Raw genomic sequence first — 20,821 nt, 5'->3', positions numbered from 1 at the left:
TACTATCAGTTCCTTAAGATATAGGCCACTTCATCTATTGCCCTTTGCAGCTTTTCGCTATTTTTGTTAAACATCTCTTTAGCTTCCTTTGATTCAGTTCCAAGTGCAAACAACTCTAAGTCCGCTTGGCATTTTTTCAAGGTCGCGAGCAAAAGAGGTTTTTCTTGGGGAGAAGGAACTTTAAGTTTATCATCAAAAAGGTCCACGGTTAATTCCCCGTTGGAATTAGCTTGACCAAGAAACACATTATCAAGGATTACACCCAACTTATCCAGTTCAGTATGAAGCCAATTTCGGTTCAGTCCAATCGTGGAAAGCGGTTCATCAAGTATGTTGCCGTCCATAATGATGGTTTGTGGCTCCTTTACTGCAGCCACTGACAGGTTAAGGTCCTTAGGTGTTATAGGTAGATTTTGCTTCTTTAACATTACGGAAAAATCCCCGTTGGCTTCCAATAAGGCAAACTCAACTTCAGAAACATCGAAGACATCTTTTTTCCGGAGCAATGCCAATAATTCATCAATGGTGTATTTCTCTTTTTTTAAATTATCTTCCATGACTTTTCCATCTTTGATGAAAACCGATGCCTTTCCTTCCACAAGATCACGGAATGTTTTACTTTTTAGGGATATTGATCCCGCAATGAAGGGTGCTATGGCAAAAACAAGAATGGACAGTACACCATGTATAACATTGCCCTCAACTTTCGTAGCTAATTCTGCCCCAACATTACCAATGGTTATACCCGTTACATATTCAAAAAAGGAGAGCTGGGACAATTGTTTTTTTCCTAGCACTTTTGTGATCACAAAAAGAACAATTAAAAAGAATAATGAACGTAAAACAATTTCTATCCAATCCGGCATTACCAAACACCTCCTGCTTGATCATTGTATTTAAAAACCTTTATATTGTGGTTCTTCCCGTTCTAACTCTCCCACGCGCTTCTGTACATCCTCCATAACTTCATTCACCACCAGCATCGTTTCATGTAAGATGCGTTTAGATTCATCATCTTCGGTCCGGAGTGCTAAGCTGGATAAGCCTGCTTCAACTCCTTTAAGGCTAGAGACACATTGTTTTACATTAGAAGCTATTGTCATACAGCATCCTCCTCGTCCTTTGGCTCTTAATATAATGGCTTGTAACACTCCGAGGCTGTTTTTCCCGGCACAGGTTACTTCAATCGTGCCAGTGACAACAACCGATCAATCCATGCTTTTACGCATCCGCTAACGCTCCTGAAAACAATGTCCTCAGCCGCGAATCCTCATTCCGATGAGCAGGCACTTCAAACCATATATGACCCGATTACACAAGTGAATCATGGTTGTCACTCATTCATATTCAATCGAAACGGCATGGGCTATGCATGGGATCGTCTCACTTTGTTGAAAAGATAAGGGAGATAATAAGGCGCCGGTAGCCACGACGAGCAATCGTTTTATTTCTCCCTTTTTCATGCGATTCAATAAATGACCATAAACGACGGTTGCTGAACATCCAGGGCCACTTGCCCCGGACAAGACCGGTTGACCATCCCTGTATATCATTAAACCGCAATCTTTATATTGCTCTTCTTTAATCGGCGTACCATGTTTTTTAAATAATGCCAGAGAAACTTCATGTCCAATCTTCCCTAAATCCCCGGTCACTATTAAATCATAATAGGATGGGTCGAGGTTTCGTTCTCTTAAATGGGCTTCAATCGTATCTACAGCAGCTGGTGCCATGGCACCGCCCATATTGAAAGGATCAGTCAATCCCATGTCGATGACACGGCCTATCGTAGCTGAAGTGACCCTAGGGCCTTCACCGGCACTACTTAATAAAGCCACCCCTGCCCCCGTAACGGTCCATTGGGCTGTTGGAGGTTTTTGCCCTCCGTATTCAGTCGGATAGCGAAATTGCTTTTCTACTGCGGCGTTATGACTTGATGCTCCTGTCAATAAGTACTCTGCCCCTTTGGTATTGACAAGGTATGCACCAAGAGCCAGTCCCTCCATGGAGGTGGAGCAAGCACCGAATAAGCCGAGATAAGGTGTTCCCAGTGTACGACAGGCAAAACTCGTAGGGGTTATTTGATTGATAAGGTCGCCTCCAAGGAAAAAGTGAATCTGTTCCTTCTGAAGACCCGCCTTTTCTATTGCTTTTGTACTCGCTTCTTCCAATAAGACTTTATGTGCCTTTTCATAGGTATCTTGATTTATCCATAAATCGGAATGGAGTAGATCGAAATCATCCGCAAGCAAACCTTCTGCTTCAAATGGACCGCCAACGGTTCCTGTGGAGATGATGACAGGCTTTTGATCAAACACCCATGTGCGATGCCCCGTAAGCATTATAAACCCCTCCATTGTAGAGTATTGTCAGTGCTAAGATTAAACCTTGGAATAAACATTGATCCTTGAGTCAATTCCTTTTGAAATCCTTTTATTAAGGTCTTACGAAAATTTGTAAGCGTATGAATTAATAGCTTCAGCGACTTCGTCCTGTTTCATTAGCTTTAGGCTTGATTGCCTGCTATTCGGTCAATTGGATTGCTTCTATGTAACCCTAGGTATATTCAAGCCCCGTCCTTTATTAAAGAAAAAGAATGGAAGGCTTCATTCTCCTTATGGATTAAAGATATAAAAAAGGCTGGTTGCTTTAACCAACCTTTTTTATATGAATGATTATTGTTTATATTGAGGTTCCTCGCTTTGAATCTCTTCAATACGAGGTGTGATGCTGTCCACGATTGTTTGTGTTTGTTGGGCAGCTTGTTGGTATAGCTGTTTGGCTTGCTCATTATCTGTGGATAGAGCGAAGGTTTCAAAGCTCGCTTGAGCGCTTTTTAGCCCAGCTATAGTTGTCTTAACATCGCTTATTACTGTCATGTTGTATGAACCTCCCTTTTTTGTAACTGCCTTATTAGAGTACGGAAAAAATGATTATCTATACTTTCCAAATTTCTCTAGGAATTGAGTTAATCAAACGTTTGATTAATGGAAAGGAGTGTAGTTAATCTCTCTCCATTTGATACGCAAATCGTTTCATTGTTTAATTATTGACTGAATTCAGAATTATTAATATAATTACAGAAAACATAACGTGATTACGTGAGGTGATATAACATTTATATTCGGGACGATTTGTATAGTAGAGTTGTTTTTGAAATTTCATCTGATGAAGTGTTAAAAGGCCTGCTTTTTTATAAAAGCAAACAGGAGTCGGAAATTGAATCGATCAAAGGTAAAATACATAAATATGAGCAAAAACGAAGAGCTGAGGAAGCTTGGTATCAATCCCTATCACCATTTAAACGTTTTTTTACAGGGCGTGCCCCAAGTCATCACCAGGCCGTTGAGCATTTGGTGAATGTTAAGGATCGATATAAAAAAATTGAGATAATAAAACAGAAGGTTGCTTTTTTAAATCAGGTGATCGGTTTACTCGAAGCTGAAACGGAAAAACGGGAAATGAATTTACCATCAGACATCATTAAAGAAATAATGGACTGGCAGAAAGCGGAGGGAACGCCAAGATGACTCTAGAAACGTTAAACACGGGATTGGATACGGTTTGGGTGGTTCTGACAGCAGCCATGATTCTATTAATGGAGGGCGGGTTTGCTTTATTGGAGGCGGGGTTCGTCCGTACGAAGAATAATGTGAATATCATCATGAAGGTTTTTGCTGATATTACGATCGGCACGCTTTGCTATTTCGTCGTTGGTTTTGGCTTAATGTATGGAACCGATGTATTTGGAACCATTGGGGCAAGTGGCTTTCTTCTGAAAGGCGATTTGTCGCACATCGACCTTACGATTTCCATGGATGCATTTTGGTTATTTCAAGGGGCATTCGTCATCGCCGTTATTTCAATAGTTTCGGGAGCGGTTGCGGAAAGGATTAACTTTCGGGCGTATCTTATTTTTGTTGTAATGATGACGGCATTCATCTATCCGATTGCCGGTCACTGGGTATGGGGGGGTGGCTGGTTAAGCGGGTTGGGCATGCAGGACTTCGCAGGGTCTGCGGTCATTCATGCACTAGGCGGTTTTTCTGCACTTGCGGCTGCCAGTGTAATCGGTCCGAGAGCAGGTAAATTCACTTCACGGGGGACTAGCTCCATTTCACTGCCGAGTAATCTTCCACTGGCATCTGTCGGGGCATTCCTTTTATGGTTTGGCTGGTTTGGATTCAATGCAGGAAGTACCTTGCAGGCTACAGATGGACGCATTGGCCATATTGCCATTGTCACGATGCTCTCAGCAGCATCAGGGGGAGCGGTGACCTTGCTTTATACACTATTTAGATATGGACGCTCGGATGCTCCTTCCGTCATCAATGGCTCACTTGCAGGTCTTGTCGGGATTACAGCTGGATGTGCATTCGTTAGTGATCTGGCAGCATTACTGATTGGATCGGTTTCTGGAATGTTGATGTTGGCTGCGACAAATTGGTTGGAAGCCCGAAAAATCGATGATCCTGTTGGTGCCTTTCCCGTTCATGCGGCATCAGGAATGTGGGGCGCTATAGCGGTAGGGCTTTTTTCCACTGAAAACGGATTGTTTGCAGGTGGGGGATGGCATTTGCTCGGAGTTCAAACGTTAGGATTAGTGGTGTTATGCATCTGGGGCTTTTCAGTGACATGGCTCGTTTTTAAAGTGATAAATGTTTGGCTGCCTATTAGATCCACTGAAGAAGAAGAAGAACTTGGGTTGGATATCAGTTATCATGGCATCATGGCCACACATACCTCACCGGAGTTCATCAAGGTAGAGGACTACTATAAGCAAGATGAAGAATTGACAAGGTAATGTCCATAAAACGATGGTAGAATCAAGTAAGAGGTGAATTTTAAATGGGTGCATGTAATCTTAATCATTCGCAACAAGATGTCAGGCTGAAATTTGAGAGTCAAAAGGCATTTTTACCAACCGAATTGAGTCGAACATTAGATCGATATCTTGAAAAAGGGAATTCGCAAGAAACATTGAATGAACTTTTTCATCTATTGAAAAAGTATGACTTGTCTACCAAGGAGGAACAGGAATCTAGAAACGAAAAGTTGAAACGGATCATGCTGTAAAAGAGAAAGAACGAGAGTGCAAGTATACTCCCGTTCTTTTTTTGGGTTTTTATTATGGAATCTTCTGTTAAATGTTTAAAGGATTCCGCGGGAATGTGGCTGACTCTTATTTTCTTTTAAACCAGCGCATCAGTAATTATAACTACTTATTTTGATTAATCATTTTAATTTAAAGTTTTAATCAATCGTTTGATTAAAACTCATGTACTGGCTGACTAACAGAGCCTTCGATAAAAGCAAGGAGAAAGTAAAAAAGCGGGAGCCCATAAGGAGCTCCTGCTATTTCTTTAAAAACCATCATCTGTTGCGGTGAAGGGGATGTTAAGGTTTCGTTCAACGGCACGAAGTCTTTGATTTAGTCGATTCAGCCTATTCATTTGACGTTGATCATTTTGACTCAGTCTGGTTATTTCCTGGTTTACACGGTTCACTTCTCGATTTATCCTTGTAATTTCTTGGTTCTGCCGAGTGAGTTCCCTTGATTGACGCTCGTTTTGACGCTCAAGTTCCCGGACTCTTCTCTCAATTTGTTGAGGCTGCCTTTCAACGTCGAATTGGTCGGGTGCCTGGCTATATGGATTTTCTTGTACCTGCTGAAGGTTCCAATCTTGCTGTGGCATGTAATCAAATCGTTCAGGCTGTTGGAAATATGGGTTATAATTAGGCTCAAAGTACTGGTGATTTCCATTTTGTTGTGGAAAAGGGTAAAATCCGTATGAATTCATCGTCAACTCTCCTTTTTAAAATTCAGGATGGATACTTTATAACTTATGTAAGTTCCGATGAAGTGACTAGGCGTTAGCCCATACTCGGGAGAAGAGTTAATTCACAGAAAAAATTTCAATAAATTTGCAGAAACCATCCGGTTCCTATATCGTTTAGGATAGGGGAAATTCTTTTAATCCATCTTGAAACCAATCCATGGGATAATCCGTATATATATATAAAAGAGTGTAAGTCAGGAGTGTAATGATTATGAATCGATTTCTTGCTGATTTTGTTCCGATATTGATTGCATTTCCAACGGTTTTGCCGATCTGGATGATTAGCTATTTTGCATTGAACCAACCGTTTGCCTTATCCGTTGTCATTTCTTTAGCAGGAGGGGCGCTTGCATACTGGCTAAGTTCCGTATATTTTTCATCAAGATACCTCAAAAAACATGAATTGACGAGAAAAGAATATCAATATATTAAGAAAAATTTATTTGAAGCAAAATCGAAGATATGGCGGGTTCAAAAAGCATTAATCTCGGTCAGGCATATCTCTTCTTTTAAACAGAGGAAGGATATGATTAAAATGATCAGAAAAATATATAGTCTGACAAAGAAAGAACCGAAGCGATTTTACCAAGCGGAACAATTTTATTATTCGCATCTGGATTCCGCCATGGAGCTTGCGGAGAAATATGTTTTTTTAGCACAGCAGCCAAAAAAGAATAGGGAACTCGAACTTTCCTTAACAGAGACTCGCAAAACTTTAAAGGAACTCACTAATACGATAGAAAAGGATTTATATAAAGTTATTGCCGATGATATCGATCACCTTAACTTCGAATTGGATGTTGCTAAGCAATCCATTGAAACTAGAAAAAAGTCACAAGTAATTGATGAAAGCAGGAGGTTAAAATGAATAACAATGATCCAAACCTGTTGAATAAAACGAATAATGCCAGTTTGATCGATGATCTTTTAGCCAATCCATTTGATGGGGTGCAGGAGCTGGAGAAAGTATCTTCCCAGGAAGCGAAACCGGTTAAACTGATTGATGTCATTCCTGAAGAGAACAGGGCAAAGGCATATCAGCTTGCCGAACAAATCGACCCAACCAATCATCAGGCGATGATATCCTATGGTACACCCGCCCAATCAAAGCTTCTGACCTTTTCTAATTCGATGCTTGAGCATGTCCAGAAAAAAGATGTGGGTGAAGTGGGCAACATTATCAGTGATTTAATGAAAAAGTTAAACGAGCTGAGCCCGGATGAGCTAAAACCGGATAAGCCCTCTTTCTTTGCGCGTATGTTCGGGAAGCTCTCGGGATCTGTACAGGAAGTGCTATCCAAATATCAAAAAACTGGTGCCCAAATTGATCGAATCAGTGTGAAACTCGAGCGGAGCAAGAATATCCTGCTATCGGATATCGTAATCCTTGAAAAGCTATATGAAACGAATAAGGATTATTTCCAGGCATTGAATGTCTATATTGCAGCCGGGGAAATTAAACTCGAAGAAATCCATGGGAAAACGATTCCGGAGTTAAGGAAGTCCGCTGAATCGAGCAATGATCAAATGAAGTTCCAGGAAGTCAATGATATGCTGCAATTTGCTGAACGGTTGGATAAAAGGCTTCATGATTTGAAATTGAGTCGCGAAATTACGATTCAAAGCGCACCGCAAATCAGGCTGATCCAAAACACGAATCAGGCGCTGGTCGAGAAAATACAATCTTCGATCATGACAGCCATCCCCCTTTGGAAAAATCAAGTTGCGATAGCATTGACCTTAATCAGGCAAAGGCATGCAGTAGAAGCACAAAAGCAGGTTTCCAAAACTACAAATGACTTGTTATTGAAGAACTCTGAGATGCTGAAAACGAATACCATTGAAACGGCAAAAGAAAATGAGCGCGGACTTGTCGATATCGAAACATTAAAGAATACCCAAGCCAATTTGATTTCCACGCTTGAGGAAACCATGCGGATTCAGGAAGAAGGAAGGCATAAACGCCGACAAGCCGAACGGGAATTGGCTACAATGGAAAATGAACTGAAACAGAAACTATTGGAGATAAAGGGATAAGGGGAGATAACATGGAAACCATCGAGGCTATAAAAACGAGAAGAAGCATTGGAATCGTCAAGCAAGATCCGGTACCTAAGGAAATGATCGAGCAAATCATTGAAGCTGGAACGTATGCCCCTAATCACCATCGAACGGAGCCTTGGCGCTTTTTTGTAATGACAGGAGAAGGAAGAAATAAACTTGGAGAGGTATTCGAAGAAATCACAAGAATTGAAAATGCTGATGATACCCCTGAAAGTTTAATCAGCAAGCTTGAAAGGCAAAAAAAGAATCCATTAAGGGCTCCAGTCATCATCGCAGTGGGCATAGAGCCTAGTGATAAGAATAATGTCCTCGTGGCAGAAGAATATGCAGCAGTGAACAGTTCCATTCAGAACATGCTTCTTGCAGCACATTCCCTAGGTCTGGGAGCGGTATGGAGAACGGGAAAAATAACTTATCATGAAAAGGTCCGTGAATTTTTTAATTTATCCTCAAAAGGAGAAGTATTGGCTTTCATATACTTGGGTTATCCTGATATGGAGCCGAAACCTGCCAAAAAAACACCGTTTGATGAATTGACCACATGGATTGGATGAAGGGTTGAGGGGCAGCTGCATCAGTGGATACACACTGATGCAGCTTTTTTTTTGCCTTCGATAAGGATGCCTTAAATCTGATTTTGATGAAAGGGATTTGGATTTGACAGGCTTCGTTTCAAGTGACGATTGGTGAATTAGGTTGTACAATACAGAGGAAGAATAAATTTTGATGAATTAGGATGTGTCTATAGATGAGAACGATTGATCCATTTGAGATACTTGATGGAAAAGCGATAAAATATTTGGATGTTTTTGGCGTGGAGGATGGAATTGCTTTAAAGAGTAAGTACGAAGATAAAACGTATTGGATATATGATTATTATTGTATGCACCAGACTTGTGATTGCCAGGAAGTATACCTTGAATTCGTTGAGGAGCTTAAAGCAAATAAACAGGCAGGACAGCATTTTGGAGTGAGGGTTTCTTTCGGGGATAATCAATTTGTCCTTGAGGATTATAATATTTCCAAGCAAAAGGCGATGGATATTGCGGAAGATACGTTAAAATACAGTAAAGATGTTATGGAGTTATTTAAACAGCGTTATCAGCAAATGAAGGAAAAAGGCACGCAAATCATCATGGAAAGTGCAAAGGCAGCTAAAATGCCGCATGTTCATGCAGAGCCGGTCATTGGCAGAAACGAACCATGCCCATGCGGAAGCGGGAAAAAATTCAAAAAATGCTGCGGCGCAGCTTAACATCTCATGGAAGCTGACTCGATTTGGGGTCGCTTCTTTTTTATTTGGGAAAAAATTGAGTAATGAATAAAAAAATATGGCATTTCTCGAACGTTTGTTCTATAATGAGAGTACCAGATAATAACACAAAAAGAAATAAAAAGTAGTTATTTAGATGGAATTTTCCAAAAACTTCTTTTTTATTTTCATAAATCTGGTATATATAAGAGAGAAGAGTTTTTTGATCTCATCTCTTTCAACGGTAGACGGCAACCAGACGGGATGAATATCCCCACACTGATGGCAGTTTAACTTATTGAACGAAGGAAGGGGTAATCAAATGACAAGAGAAAAAAGATTAATACCTTACAAAGTTCTTGAAGTAATGGAAACGGTGAAAGAGAAGATTCCTGAGGGTGTCGAGCTTGTGAAGGCCCCGGCAATTTGGGAGAAAAGCAATTATGGTGAGGGCGTGATAGTTGCCGTCATCGATACAGGTATTGACAAGGGACATCCAGACCTCAAAGAAAGAATTATTGGTGGGAAGGATTTTACCAATACCGGGGATTATCAAGATGATAATGGACATGGGACACATGTTAGCGGTACGATTGTGGCTGCCGTCAATAATACTGGTGTAGTGGGAATGGCCCCGAAAGCGAGCATATTAGCGTTAAAGGCCTTAAATGGTCAAGGGCAAGGTGATATAGCCTGGATTAATGGAGCTCTAGAGTATGCAATCAATTGGCGGGGACCTAATGAAGAAAAGGTTTCGGTTATTTCACTTTCACTTGGCGGTCCTCCGGATGAGGCTGAACACAAACTCATTCAAAAAGCCCTTCAGAATGATATCCTTGTTGTTTGCGCAGCTGGAAATAGTGGTGATGGGCGTCATGAAACGGATGAATTGGATTATCCAGGAGCATATCCCGAGGTAGTGGAAGTCGGAGCTGTGGATTTAAGCAGAAATTTAGCGGATTTTTCGAATACAAATGATGAAATTGACTTGGTGGCGCCAGGTGTCGATATTCTTTCTACGTATCCAGGAAATAAATTTGCCCGGTTGAGCGGAACGTCAATGGCTACGCCTCATGTAAGCGGTGCAGCAGCCCTCTTGAAAGTGATTGCTGAAAAGGAATTTGACCGCAATTTAACTGAAGCGGAATTATATGCACAGCTTGTGAAAAGTACGGAAGATCTGGGTATAAGCAAAAAAGCACAGGGAAATGGATTGCTTAACCTAACGATAGCGGACCAAAGAGCTGAAAAATCGATTAAGATTACCATAGAATCAGAAAACCTTAAGTTACCGAGTAAATCGGTGGTCATGGAATATTAGAAGGGAAAAAAGGTGCCTCAAGAATTCTTGGGGCACCTTCCATAATGATTATTTTTTAGTTTTCCTTAGAGCTGCAAAAAGTGCTACAATTGACAGGATTAGTGAAATGACAGCCAGAGTGATGATCAGCGTTTGATTGCCATCACCTTCTGTTGTTGCCGAATCCTTTGAATTGTCAGTTGCCGTGGAATCATTAGTTTCAGCCTCATCTTTGTGACCATGGTCCGCTGGTTCTGCATCAGCCTTGGGCGCAACTGTAATCTCCGTTACAGAATGCGGTAGGTCTGAGCCTTCATCACCGCTCCATTCAACAATTTCACCATCTTCGTAATATTGAAATGCATCCCAGGCAACTTTCGTTTCTTCTTTTGGATTTTGTGCTACGAAAGAGAATTGCTGGAATTGTCCAGCAGCTATTCCTTCATCAGTTGCTGTCCAAGTTACCGTTTTTACATGCCCATCTTTGTCACCTTCTGTTGTTACTTTCCACCCCGGTACAGGTTGATAGCTTTCAAAAGTAACCCCTTCAGGTACTTTTAAAGTTACCTTTGTAGTGGCAGTTTCTTTCTCTACTGGTACTTTGAGTGTATAAGTTTCCCACGCCTCAGGTGCAGATGAACTAGGCTTGACTGTAACGTGAGCATATGCTGAACCGGAAAAAATGAATAATGCAGCAAATGTGAAAATAAGTAGTTTTGAAATGTTTTTCATTAATATAAACCTCCTGTTATGAATTCCCTATGAAAATTATAAAATCAGCATCAATTGAATCCAGGCCTTCAGTTAATCCGTGAACATGGATATTCCACTTTCCTGGCATGGTTAATAAAGACTTGGATGTAAATGTACCTGTGTTTTTCTCCTTCATTTGCAGTGTTATTTCACCGCGTGGCGTATCTAATGGCTGCATAGTGATTGTAAGCTGCTCTATTTCAGCAATGGGTTTGCCTTCATTGGATAAGTTTACTTGAATCACGTTATCCCCGACTTCATTGGGAGTCACCATTAATGTAACCTCATTATTTTCTTCAGTCCGTAACGTCTTTTCAATGGGCCCGGGAGAAGACATGGCAGTTTGGACATTTGTCAGTAGAGCTGCAATGAGAAGTATGACGATTCCTAAACCAAACTCCATTCCTACACTATAACCAAGTTTTCTCGTTTGCTTTTTCCCTCTGAGAAAATGGAAGCCTCCTAAAACGATCATGACTAACATGAGAATGATTTTCGCCAGTAACAATTGTCCATATGTTGTGTAGAACAATGAATGGATAGTCGGAACATGCTGTAAACTGCTATATATCCCGCTAACAATCAGTATGATTACAAACAGAAATGCCCATCTGGAAAACCTTTGAATGATTGACCAGTAAAATATTTTCTTATCTTCTTGGACTGCCTGCCGATCAGCAAGCCCAGGTAAAATCACTAATATGGCCATAAGGCCGCCGAGCCATAAAGCCATGGACAACAGATGAAGGAAATCCATCAAAACGGCCAGAACCTGATTAGGAACAGCAGCTGTATGTCCAGTTAAAGCCTTACAAATCATCAAGCTGGCCATTATGATGAAAGAAAAGAAAGGCAATGATTTATTCAGGGAGTTCTCGAGCATGAAATAAATCACTAAAAATAGAAGAAGCAATATTAGTACTTCAATGATCCAGACCGCTCCAAAGTTTGTAGCATTCAATACTTCTTTTATATAACTCAATTTAAATGCATCCGTCCAACCTACGCCGGCGTCAATCGTAACTTTTAAAGGTAGATTTAAGAAGATGGAAAAGGCTAAACCTGCATATGAAAGCCAAAGGTATAGTCGTGTTCTTCTGCTTGCTTCAAAAAGTCGAGGATCCTTCATTAACGATAATCTGAAAAAAAGGATTCCAGTAAGTGCAGCGAAGCATATGTATTGAAGACTTTGAAGGATAACATTGATGGAATTCGGAAAACTTGCATTCACTTCGGGATTTTCTTGGTCTGAAAGGCCCGCTGAATCTCCGAATTGAAAGGGAATTGTTCCTTCAATGGGATGTCCATCACTTGAAACCACTCTCCATTTAATGTAATAAATCCCTTCGTCGATAGTGCCCTTCCACTTAGCTTCCAGTATTTTTTCACTTTGTTCCGAGATTGTACTGTCATGAATTTTGACTTTGTCCCCGCCTTGGCTGAATACCTCAAGTGAATGGAAAGATGGTTGAATATTCTCGCTGAATTGAATGCTGATCTTTTCAGGAAGGGTATCCATCGCTTCATTCGGGCTAGGATTAGAGCTTATTACCGTAGCATGACCAAAAGCCATTGCCGGGTATAAAAGCAAACTGAATAGGCTGACTACGAGCCATAAATATTTTTTCATCTTGGTGTGCCATCATCCTTTCATCAGATCATGTAAGCTCATTATAAAAGGAAAATGTGAAAAAACAGTGAAAATAAATTAGTTATCTAAAGGCGGTTTGAAAGGTTCGCTAGAAAAGTGATAACAATAAGTTTAGATTTGCCTTCCTTCCTCCATTATAGCCATAAATATTGGTTTGGAATTCCTTTTTGCAAAACATTAATAGGCATCCTCTTCCGTCATTCAAAAAGAGGAACAAACGGTAAATAGCCTTTCAAAGCTGGAAATAGAGGATATAGCACTGGATCAAAAATTTTCAGAAGATGTACACGAATAAAGTTCGGCAGTGGGGAATGATGTGGGAAAGATCAACTTACTTGCAGCAAGTCCTAATGAGAATGCAGCCATATACGTGACTGGTGTCAAAATGACAGAGGGGAAGGTGAAGGACTTACAGCTTCAAACTGGCATGAACACGTTTGAAATCACCGTCAGCGATGGGCAAAATGAAACGGTTGTCTATAGCTCAAGGTCGAAAGACTTGAAAGTGATGATAACCTTTTAACATCAATTGGATTATCAGAAGGCTTAATAACATTCGAATCTAAAGTGGCAGCTTATAACGCTTCTGTCGAAAATGAAGTCCAGTCCATTACGGTAACTCCGACATTGAATGACAGTACCGCAATTGTAAAGGTGAATGGAAAGGATGCAACCAATGCAGGTGTAAAGGTTACCCTTCCAATCGGTAAGACAAAGGTGAAGATTATCGTTACAGCAGAAAATGGAGATGAAAAAACCTATACGCTTACGATTACACGGGCGGCAGCCAAGGAAAAAGAAGCATCGAATACTGTACCTAAAGCGGGTGAAGTTCAACAGGAGCCCTCAACAGGAACGGGTAAAACTCAACCTTCCTCCGATAAGGGAAATAAATCATCTGTAACACCAACGGAATCCTCCAATAATCTAAAACCAAGCAGTGCTGTCAGCCAAGCACAGCAACTTGAAAGCATTTCAACAGAAAGAGCGAAAACGGATTCTATAGAGAAGGTAACGTCAGCAGATTCCTTAGGTGATGAGGGCAATAATGCACCAGTGTTAAACAATCTGACTGTATCATCAGGAGTATGGAACAAAGCTTTTGAATCTAATGAGCATACCAATCATATCGAGGTCGATCATGATATTTTTTCAGTCGAAATGAATGCAACGACAAATGCCGGCGGAACAACGATTGAATACGATGGTGAGAGCAGTAAAAAAGTGAAGATCAAGGATAAACCGAAAACGGCCATTTCCGTTACCGTTTCAAAGGATGGGGAGCGTCGTACTTACGTCCTTGTTTTCGAAAAGGATATGGATGTGGAAATGGATGAGGAAGAAACCGTGGATGATGTCATAACAAAAGAGGTGGGAGTTGGGGCAACACAGATGAGTACAGCCGGCAAGCCGGAGGGAGATACATACAATAATACTGGAGGCCAAATTGATCGCAAACAAGCTGTTGGGACCGGGTCATTCTTTGGGAATATAAAGGATTTCTTCACCTCCTTGATTAAATAGGGATGGGTCTGAATCTTGCAAAAAAAGGACAAGGTTTAGGCTTGTCCTCGGATTTATATTTTTATGGGCAAAATGATTTGGACCTCGGTTCCATGGTTTAGTTCGCTGTTAAAGCGGACCTTTCCCCGATGCGCCTCAATGATTCGGCAACTGACTGTCAGTCCTAATCCGGTTCCTTTTTCTTTAGAAGAATAGAAAGGTTCGCCAAGATGCTTTATCCGTTTTTTTTCAATTCCGCTTCCATTATCTTTGATGGTAATGGAAAGGTTATTGTCGATGCGTTCAAAATCAATCCAAATGTGATCGGCAGATGCCTCCATTGAATTCTTGAGCATGTTTATGAATACTTGTTTTAATTGGTTTCCCTCACATAATAGAAGCGGTATTTCGTTTTTAACAGAAATTGATATTTGGGTGGGGTACGAGTCCGCCTCTGGTTTCAACAAGGTTTTGACATCATTCATCAGGTCGATGATTTGATGTTTGCTGAATGGAAGTTCCTGTGGTTTTGCCAGAACGAGTAACTCGCTTACAATAAGATTGATCCGGTCCAATTCACTTAACATGATCGTGTAGTATTGTTCATAGGGATGGTCGCTCTTTTTAAGCAACTGGACGAAACCTTTTAAAGAAGTCAGCGGGTTTCGTACCTCGTGGGCCACACTTGCGGCAAGTTCGCCGACTATCGATAATTTTTCAGTTCTTCTTAAGCGTGCTTCGGTTTCCCGAATTTGAGTGACTTCTTTAGCATAAGTAATGATTCCTACTAAATCCTCTCCAACCATCATCGGGACAAACGAACAAGAAAGTAAGATGGACTTCCCGTACTTCGTCAGGAATTCTATATCTTTCCCTTTTTTTATCCCCTTTTGGTTTTCCAGGACATATTGGCAAGATGTACGGATCAATTCCGCGTCTTCTGCTGAGAAGTTCAAATTAATGAATGAGGCTCCATGTATTTCTTCTTGTTGAAAGCCTGTTACCGTTTCAAACCTTGGATTAACGGTCGTGATCATTCCGTTTAAATCAAGCATCAGCATCGGATAAGGGTTGTGTTCAAACAATGATTTATAGCGTTGTTCACTATCGAATAATTGATTCTCCGCGACTACTCTTTCAGAAATATCCCTGCCGATGACGACTAGGCCTTTTCGTGAACCATCCTCATTGAACAGCGGAACTTTGATCGTATCAAAGGTCTTGTGATTGCCATCGGGAAGAGGGACGATTTCCTCACACCTTGTGATTTCCCCTTTTACCCAAGTTTCTTCATCGGATACTTCACAGTAGATCAACGACTCTTTATAAAATTCTGAGTATTCCGCGAGCTCACTGTCTCTTTTTCCCTTATAGTCTACATGCTCCAATTGAAATAATTGCAGGCCGAAGGTATTGGATTCAAGCCAACGGCCATCACCATCCTTGAAATTAACGAAATCCACCATTGAATTGATGAGTGTACGCCGACGTTGCTCCGCTTCTTTTAATTGCTTGAATTCTTCCCTTTTAGCTAAATAAAGATATAAAACCAAGCCTATTGATAAAAGGAAAACAAATCCTTCCGCTCTTTGAAGTTGAATGAAGACCTCTTTGTTTTGGATATTTGTAGTTAAAAAATAGTCGAACACGACTAGTGTAAGAATCCCGGATAGGATATATATTGCTAAGATGGAGCGTTTGGACATGGAGATTCTCCCTGATTTTAAGACATTTCTAAGGTAAAATTACATACACATTTTAACAAACTATCGGAAAAAAATATATGCAGAATCCTAAATAAAAAAACAGGGGCCAAAGTGGTCACCTGTTTTTTCTGAAAAAGGTTTGTTTCTTTTTCTTTTTTGCACGCTTATAGATAATGAAAAATAGTAAGAGGACGAGTGCAAGTGCTGCTAGTGTATATTGGTTCATTTCAACAGATAACAGTCCATATGGAATGAGTGAAAGGAAGAAAAAGTAAATAAGGTTACCAAGTGCCGTCGCTAATAAAAAATCCTTGAAAGTGACGGTGCTGACACCAGCTACCAAGTTAATTAAGCTTGTTGGGATCAAAGGGAAAATCCTGCCTGTAAAAACGTACATGAAGCCATGCTCGACAACAGTTTCTTGCCATTTTTCGCTAATTTTCTGTATGAGAAGCTCCTGAAACCAGTTTCTTGCTGCATAAAAAATGAAACCTGAGGCAACAACGCTTGTAAACCAACTCCATAGATATCCATATATGAATCCGAATATCGTGACATTGATGGTCAGGAGCAAAATTAAGGGGATGATTGTAAAAGAATTTTGTACAAACATCAATACGAATGTCACAATAAATGTAAGCAAAAGGTTTTCCTTCAAAATGCCAATAACAGAATCCAGATCACTTTTCCAAACCAAAGTGAATAACTCTGCATTATAGAAAATAAATATTGCGATTACCAATAGACCGATCATGGTCAGGATTTTTTTCAAAGGGCCACCACCATTCTTACTAGTAGTTTATCATTTTCGAGTTCATTGGTGAAAAAAAGAGCTGCCGCATCATTGCAGACAGCTCTTTCCATTATAGTGGGTTCACGACACGAAGATTCCATTAAAGCCACTTTTCAAACTGAATTCTTTTGTTCATTCCATAAATGATTGGCGCTCCAATCAAGAGGACAACGAATTCACCGACAGCCGTGGTCATCCAGCTTAACCAGAATGGGAAGCCCAGGGCAAGATTCAGCTCAATTGCAATTAAAAACATTGTGAACGTGAAAAAGATAATCGTGGCGATCATCCGTCCTTTAATGCCTTTTATGAACCGAGAAACAAAAATGACAAGCAATAAGGCGAGCAGAGATTGCCCCACCCCGAAAATCAAGTCATATGGCACCATCGGCGAAAAGAGCAGATTCGATATGAAGACTCCGCCGACGATACCGTAGATATACTTTTTATTGAATACAATCAGATGATTCAATATTTCCGGTACACGAAATTGGAACATCTGAAATGATATTGGTTGGAACACCAATGAGACCGCCACATACAAGGCAGCCAATAACCCGCTTATTACGAGTGTACGAACATTCATTTTACTCTCTCCCTAGTTTTTTATCGTGGGATGGTTACGAACCACGTTTAGGCGTTTGCCCGATGTTTAATAGTATCCCATGTAAGCTTGTTTCGTCAATTTGTAAAGAATGGTTTTAATTTATAAGTTTCCAAGCAGGGGAAGTAGCTCAATTGGATTTTGATTTATTGCAATGATGGATGATATTATTTCAATATGTACTTCAAAGGAGTGAATATAGGATGTCGATCGAGAGTGTCAAAAGCCATTTTAAACAATGGGATCGGGAAGGCGATGTAATGGAGTTCGAAACATCGAGTGCTACGGTGATTGAAGCAGCGGAAACCATCGGTGTTATCCCAGCGCGGATTGCTAAGACTCTTTCCTTTAAGGGAGAAGGTGAAAATGCCATTTTGGTTGTTGCCGCAGGGGACGCGAAAGTGGATAATAAGAAATTTCGTCAGACGTTCGGTTTCAAGGCACGTATGCTTTCACCTGAAGAAGTGCTTGCACAGACCGGCCATGCCATCGGAGGAGTTTGCCCGTTTGGTCTGGCAAATGATCTAGCTGTTTTTCTTGATGTATCGATGAAACGCTTTGATACATTGTTCCCGGCTTGCGGCAGTGCGAACTCTGCAATAGAACTTAAACCCGCTGAATTATTTGAATATTCAGGTGCGGAGGATTGGGTGGATGTATGCAAAGGTTGGGAAGAGAAGGGGAATGAGGAAACGGCAGTAGGCAATGCAGTTGATGGCCATTGATGGTTTCAAAAAATCCACATGAATGGTATTGAGTCCACTACGGTGGACTTTATTTTAGTGGCGGCTGCATACATTTTCTATGATTAAAGCGGAAAACGGGCAGAAAGTGTTCCTAAGCGGAGGTTGAAAGATGTTAAATGGAAGCGAAAGAAAAAGCAATAGTAGCTATCTTAGTCTTAAAACTCTTTATGAAGAAAATATAACGGTTAAGAGCATTGCCCAGGAGCTTGAGTTTTGCCATAAAAATGATCTGGCACTGGATATTCAGAAAGCATTGGAAAAAAAGAATTTTGATATATTGGCAGTCCAAGATCAAGGGGAAATCATCGGTTATATCGAAAGGCAAGAACTAGGTGAAGGAACTATTTCCGAATATTTGAGAAACTTTTCGCCAAGGGAAATGGTTTCGGATTCAACCCCTTTGATCCAGCTTCTCCAGATTTTTAAGAATAAAACAAGGGTGTTCGTATTAGAGAATAATTCGATTAAAAAGTTGATTACCCATGCCGACCTTCAAAAGCCTCCGATCAGGATGCTGATATTCGGATACATTACCTTATTGGAAATGAGGATGAGCGATATCATCCAGGATAGATTCGGCGATGGCAGCTGGTATCCAATGATCAGCGAAGACCGTTTAGAAAAGGCAACCGAATTATATAGAAGGAGAATCGATAAAAATGAGGATATCAATATAATAGAGTGCCTGCAAATCAGTGATAAATTCGATATCATACATAAAGATAAAGATTTGATGCGCTTCTTCCAAATCCCTTCGAAAAGTAAAGGGAAGAAGGATGCAAATGGCATACGGAAATTACGGGATAAGATTTCCCATGCTAATGAATTGGGTCTGGACATGTCATGGATGGAAATCATCGAGGTTGTCGAGTCCTGTGGCCGACTGCTCGAAATCTCTGAATCCTATCAGTATGAAACATAAGGATCCAGCTAATCATGCTGGTTCTTTTTTAGCGCATCCAAATAGAAAAAACTGCCCATATCAGGCAGTCTCCCCCTTAAAACTCCGGCAGTTGATCCAGATTATTTTCTTTTATCCCATCGGGCTCACTTCGCAATATGTCACGTCCATATTTATGAAAGACGTCAACATTGGCCAGGTTGCCTGCTTTGGCTTCCGAAAGGGCTGTGGGGTAGTCGAGTTCGCGGCCGGAGTTCGTCTTGATGGCGATAATGTTGTCCTCTTCATTTTTCCTTACAGCGATGATTTCTTCTTTTCCTGCTAAATCAGCTTGGTTTGCTTGCGGTGTTCCCTGCTGTTTATATGATTCATAAGCTTTTTCAAATTGGTCCATGTTTTAGACACCTCCTATTTATAGGGTGAGCCATTTTTTCTGCAATATACAAACCGGATTTCGTCCAACTTAAGCCGTTAATTCGTCCAAATGGGCCGATTTTTCGGCACTTTATTAAAGTGAATGCTGTCTTTTTTGCCTTTTTGCAGTGGCATGGCACTTGCATCTTGTGTAAGTAGCAGGTGTAAGTAGTAGCAAGAAATAATATCCACTGGATTAAGGGAGGAAAATGAATCATGAATGTAAAACAAGGGGCAAGCACTGTAAATGAAAAACAAAAGGTCAAGACAATGAAAGCGGCGGTCGTCAATGAATTTAACCAAAAACTTGAGATTAAAGAAGTTCCCATCCCCGAGTTGGAATATGGTGAGATATTAGTGAAAATTAAAGCCTGTGGCGTATGTCATACCGATTTGCATGCGGTACATGGTGATTGGCCGGTAAAACCCAAGCTTCCGCTTATCCCCGGACATGAGGGTGTGGGCATTATAGAAAAGGTGGCAGAAGGCGTAACTTCCTTGAAAGTAGGTGACCGTGTTGGGATCCCATGGCTTTATTCGGCCTGTGGCGATTGTGAATATTGTCTGACCGGAAGGGAAACGCTTTGCTTGGATCAATTGAATGCAGGCTATTCCGTGGACGGAGGGTATGCGGAATATTGTAAAGCACCCGCCAAATATGTGGTGAAGGTTCCTGAAGGGCTTGACTTTGCGGAGATTTCACCAATTTTCTGTGCAGGTGTAACGACTTATAAAGCGCTAAAGGTGTCAGAAGCAAAACCAGGCGATTGGGTAGCGGTTTATGGAATTGGCGGATTGGGACATGTTGCTCTGCAATACGCAAAAGCGATGGGCTTTAATGTAATTGCTGTCGATATTCAAGATGATAAGCTGGATCTGGCAACTGAACTTGGGGCGGATTATACGGTTAATGGGCTTAAGACCGATCCTGTTCGGGCTATAAAGGATAAAGTTGGCGGTGTGCAGGCATCCATTTCTGTAGCGGTCACGAAAAAAGCTTTCGAACAGGCTTACAGTTCAGTCAAGAGGGGCGGGACACTTGTCGTAGTCGGATTGCCGAATGATGAACTCCCAATCCCGATTTTTGATACAGTGCTAAATGGGGTAACTGTAAAAGGGTCAATCGTCGGTACGAGAAAAGATTTACAGGAAGCCGTTCAATTTGCGGCTGAGGGTAAAGTCAGAACGAATATAGAGACGAGGAAACTTGATGAAATAAATGATGTGTTTTCAATGATGGAAAAGGGGGAAATCAACGGACGCATCGTATTGACGCTAGAATAGGAACAGAGGA

24 protein-coding genes and 1 riboswitch are annotated in these 20,821 nt (G+C 40.9%); of the genes, 13 read left to right on the top strand and 11 right to left on the bottom strand.

Annotation, left to right across the window (positions count from 1 at the left end):
• Positions 1-5 precede the first annotated feature (5 nt).
• From ACQKFG_RS24445 to ACQKFG_RS24430, 4 genes are all read right to left on the bottom strand, one after another.
• On the bottom strand, positions 6-866 hold the full coding sequence (locus ACQKFG_RS24445) for a DUF421 domain-containing protein (RefSeq protein ID WP_192207647.1): 861 nt from the start codon (positions 864-866) through the stop codon (positions 6-8).
• Positions 867-896: 30 nt separating this feature from the next.
• Positions 897-1,103, bottom strand: coding sequence for a DUF1657 domain-containing protein (locus ACQKFG_RS24440; RefSeq protein WP_192207648.1), 207 nt, complete (start codon positions 1,101-1,103; stop codon positions 897-899).
• 234 nt (positions 1,104-1,337) lie between these two features.
• Positions 1,338-2,342, bottom strand: coding sequence for a stage V sporulation protein AD (gene spoVAD, locus ACQKFG_RS24435; protein ID WP_342614964.1), 1,005 nt, complete (start codon positions 2,340-2,342; stop codon positions 1,338-1,340).
• A 333-nt stretch (positions 2,343-2,675) separates the two neighbouring features.
• Positions 2,676-2,879: a DUF1657 domain-containing protein gene (locus tag ACQKFG_RS24430; RefSeq protein ID WP_192207650.1), complete on the bottom strand. Its 204-nt coding sequence runs from the start codon at positions 2,877-2,879 to the stop codon at positions 2,676-2,678.
• A 255-nt stretch (positions 2,880-3,134) separates the two neighbouring features.
• On the opposite strand from ACQKFG_RS24430, the gene ACQKFG_RS24425 reads away from it, so the two are divergent.
• From ACQKFG_RS24425 to ACQKFG_RS24415, 3 genes are read left to right on the top strand one after another with little or no spacing between them, the layout of a single operon-like run.
• Positions 3,135-3,530: a hypothetical protein gene (locus ACQKFG_RS24425; protein WP_349730500.1), complete on the top strand. Its 396-nt coding sequence runs from the start codon at positions 3,135-3,137 to the stop codon at positions 3,528-3,530.
• The gene (locus ACQKFG_RS24420) at positions 3,527-4,804 is read left to right on the top strand and encodes an ammonium transporter (RefSeq protein ID WP_349730499.1); all 1,278 of its coding nucleotides are present in this window, start codon (positions 3,527-3,529) and stop codon (positions 4,802-4,804) included. Before ACQKFG_RS24425 ends, ACQKFG_RS24420 begins: the two co-directional genes overlap by 4 nt.
• A gap of 44 nt (positions 4,805-4,848) precedes the next feature.
• On the top strand, positions 4,849-5,076 hold the full coding sequence (locus ACQKFG_RS24415; RefSeq protein ID WP_427563613.1) for a hypothetical protein: 228 nt from the start codon (positions 4,849-4,851) through the stop codon (positions 5,074-5,076).
• Positions 5,077-5,363: 287 nt separating this feature from the next.
• On the opposite strand, the gene ACQKFG_RS24410 is transcribed toward ACQKFG_RS24415, so the two are convergent.
• Positions 5,364-5,696 (bottom strand): hypothetical protein, encoded by a 333-nt coding sequence (locus ACQKFG_RS24410; RefSeq protein WP_427563649.1) that lies wholly within the window; start codon positions 5,694-5,696, stop codon positions 5,364-5,366.
• Between the two features lie 355 nt (positions 5,697-6,051).
• Here ACQKFG_RS24410 and ACQKFG_RS24405 point away from each other — a divergent pair, with 355 nt between their 5' ends.
• The 5 genes from ACQKFG_RS24405 to ACQKFG_RS24385 all read left to right on the top strand — a co-directional run bounded on the left by ACQKFG_RS24405 (position 6,052) and on the right by ACQKFG_RS24385 (position 10,477).
• Complete coding sequence (locus ACQKFG_RS24405; protein ID WP_427563611.1) at positions 6,052-6,708, top strand: 5-bromo-4-chloroindolyl phosphate hydrolysis family protein; 657 nt, start codon at positions 6,052-6,054, stop codon at positions 6,706-6,708.
• Complete coding sequence (locus tag ACQKFG_RS24400) at positions 6,705-7,877, top strand: toxic anion resistance protein (protein WP_192207655.1); 1,173 nt, start codon at positions 6,705-6,707, stop codon at positions 7,875-7,877. Before ACQKFG_RS24405 ends, ACQKFG_RS24400 begins: the two co-directional genes overlap by 4 nt.
• An 11-nt stretch (positions 7,878-7,888) precedes the next feature.
• Positions 7,889-8,458 carry a nitroreductase family protein gene (locus ACQKFG_RS24395; RefSeq protein WP_427563609.1) on the top strand — a complete coding sequence of 190 codons (570 nt, stop codon included), beginning with the start codon at positions 7,889-7,891 and terminating at the stop codon, positions 8,456-8,458.
• 194 nt (positions 8,459-8,652) lie between these two features.
• Entirely contained in the window at positions 8,653-9,159 is a 507-nt protein-coding gene (locus tag ACQKFG_RS24390) for an SEC-C metal-binding domain-containing protein (RefSeq protein ID WP_427563607.1), read from the top strand.
• A gap of 319 nt (positions 9,160-9,478) precedes the next feature.
• Complete coding sequence (locus ACQKFG_RS24385) at positions 9,479-10,477, top strand: S8 family peptidase (RefSeq protein ID WP_427563605.1); 999 nt, start codon at positions 9,479-9,481, stop codon at positions 10,475-10,477.
• A 48-nt stretch (positions 10,478-10,525) separates the two neighbouring features.
• Here the strand turns inward: ACQKFG_RS24385 and ACQKFG_RS24380 are convergent, their stop codons facing one another.
• A complete protein-coding gene (locus tag ACQKFG_RS24380) occupies positions 10,526-11,188 on the bottom strand; it encodes a YcnI family protein (RefSeq protein WP_427563603.1) in 663 nt (220 codons plus the stop codon).
• A 16-nt stretch (positions 11,189-11,204) separates the two neighbouring features.
• Positions 11,205-12,839, bottom strand: coding sequence for a copper resistance protein CopC (locus ACQKFG_RS24375; protein WP_427563601.1), 1,635 nt, complete (start codon positions 12,837-12,839; stop codon positions 11,205-11,207).
• Positions 12,840-13,164: 325 nt separating this feature from the next.
• Between ACQKFG_RS24375 and ACQKFG_RS24370 the strand changes: the two genes are divergently transcribed.
• The gene (locus tag ACQKFG_RS24370; RefSeq protein WP_427563599.1) at positions 13,165-13,383 is read left to right on the top strand and encodes a cadherin-like beta sandwich domain-containing protein; all 219 of its coding nucleotides are present in this window, start codon (positions 13,165-13,167) and stop codon (positions 13,381-13,383) included.
• Between the two features lie 44 nt (positions 13,384-13,427).
• Positions 13,428-14,384 carry a cadherin-like beta sandwich domain-containing protein gene (locus tag ACQKFG_RS24365; RefSeq protein ID WP_427563597.1) on the top strand — a complete coding sequence of 319 codons (957 nt, stop codon included), beginning with the start codon at positions 13,428-13,430 and terminating at the stop codon, positions 14,382-14,384.
• Between the two features lie 53 nt (positions 14,385-14,437).
• On the opposite strand, the gene ACQKFG_RS24360 is transcribed toward ACQKFG_RS24365, so the two are convergent.
• The 3 genes from ACQKFG_RS24360 to ACQKFG_RS24350 form a co-directional block, all read right to left on the bottom strand.
• Entirely contained in the window at positions 14,438-16,069 is a 1,632-nt protein-coding gene (locus tag ACQKFG_RS24360) for a PAS domain S-box protein (protein WP_349730489.1), read from the bottom strand.
• Positions 16,070-16,184: 115 nt separating this feature from the next.
• On the bottom strand, positions 16,185-16,841 hold the full coding sequence (locus ACQKFG_RS24355; protein WP_427563594.1) for a TVP38/TMEM64 family protein: 657 nt from the start codon (positions 16,839-16,841) through the stop codon (positions 16,185-16,187).
• Between the two features lie 121 nt (positions 16,842-16,962).
• The gene (locus ACQKFG_RS24350) at positions 16,963-17,448 is read right to left on the bottom strand and encodes a QueT transporter family protein (protein ID WP_076372803.1); all 486 of its coding nucleotides are present in this window, start codon (positions 17,446-17,448) and stop codon (positions 16,963-16,965) included.
• A gap of 6 nt (positions 17,449-17,454) precedes the next feature.
• Positions 17,455-17,499, bottom strand: a riboswitch (PreQ1 riboswitch).
• Between the two features lie 170 nt (positions 17,500-17,669).
• Between ACQKFG_RS24350 and ACQKFG_RS24345 the strand changes: the two genes are divergently transcribed.
• Positions 17,670-18,191 (top strand): YbaK/EbsC family protein, encoded by a 522-nt coding sequence (locus ACQKFG_RS24345; protein WP_427563592.1) that lies wholly within the window; start codon positions 17,670-17,672, stop codon positions 18,189-18,191.
• A gap of 130 nt (positions 18,192-18,321) precedes the next feature.
• Positions 18,322-19,134, top strand: a complete 813-nt coding sequence (locus ACQKFG_RS24340) for a hypothetical protein (RefSeq protein WP_349730486.1) — start codon at positions 18,322-18,324, stop codon at positions 19,132-19,134.
• Positions 19,135-19,210: 76 nt separating this feature from the next.
• Here the strand turns inward: ACQKFG_RS24340 and ACQKFG_RS24335 are convergent, their stop codons facing one another.
• Complete coding sequence (locus ACQKFG_RS24335; protein WP_349730485.1) at positions 19,211-19,507, bottom strand: DUF3892 domain-containing protein; 297 nt, start codon at positions 19,505-19,507, stop codon at positions 19,211-19,213.
• 290 nt (positions 19,508-19,797) lie between these two features.
• Here ACQKFG_RS24335 and adhP point away from each other — a divergent pair, with 290 nt between their 5' ends.
• Entirely contained in the window at positions 19,798-20,811 is a 1,014-nt protein-coding gene (adhP, locus tag ACQKFG_RS24330) for an alcohol dehydrogenase AdhP (protein ID WP_427563647.1), read from the top strand.
• The last annotated feature ends 10 nt before the right edge of the window (positions 20,812-20,821 follow it).

The organism is Peribacillus sp. NPDC076916 (assembly GCF_050269675.1).
Classification (GTDB): domain Bacteria; phylum Bacillota; class Bacilli; order Bacillales; family DSM-1321; genus Peribacillus; species Peribacillus aracenensis.
The sequence above is the reverse complement of the archived record's forward strand: the minus strand, read 5'-3'. Positions and strand labels throughout refer to the sequence as shown.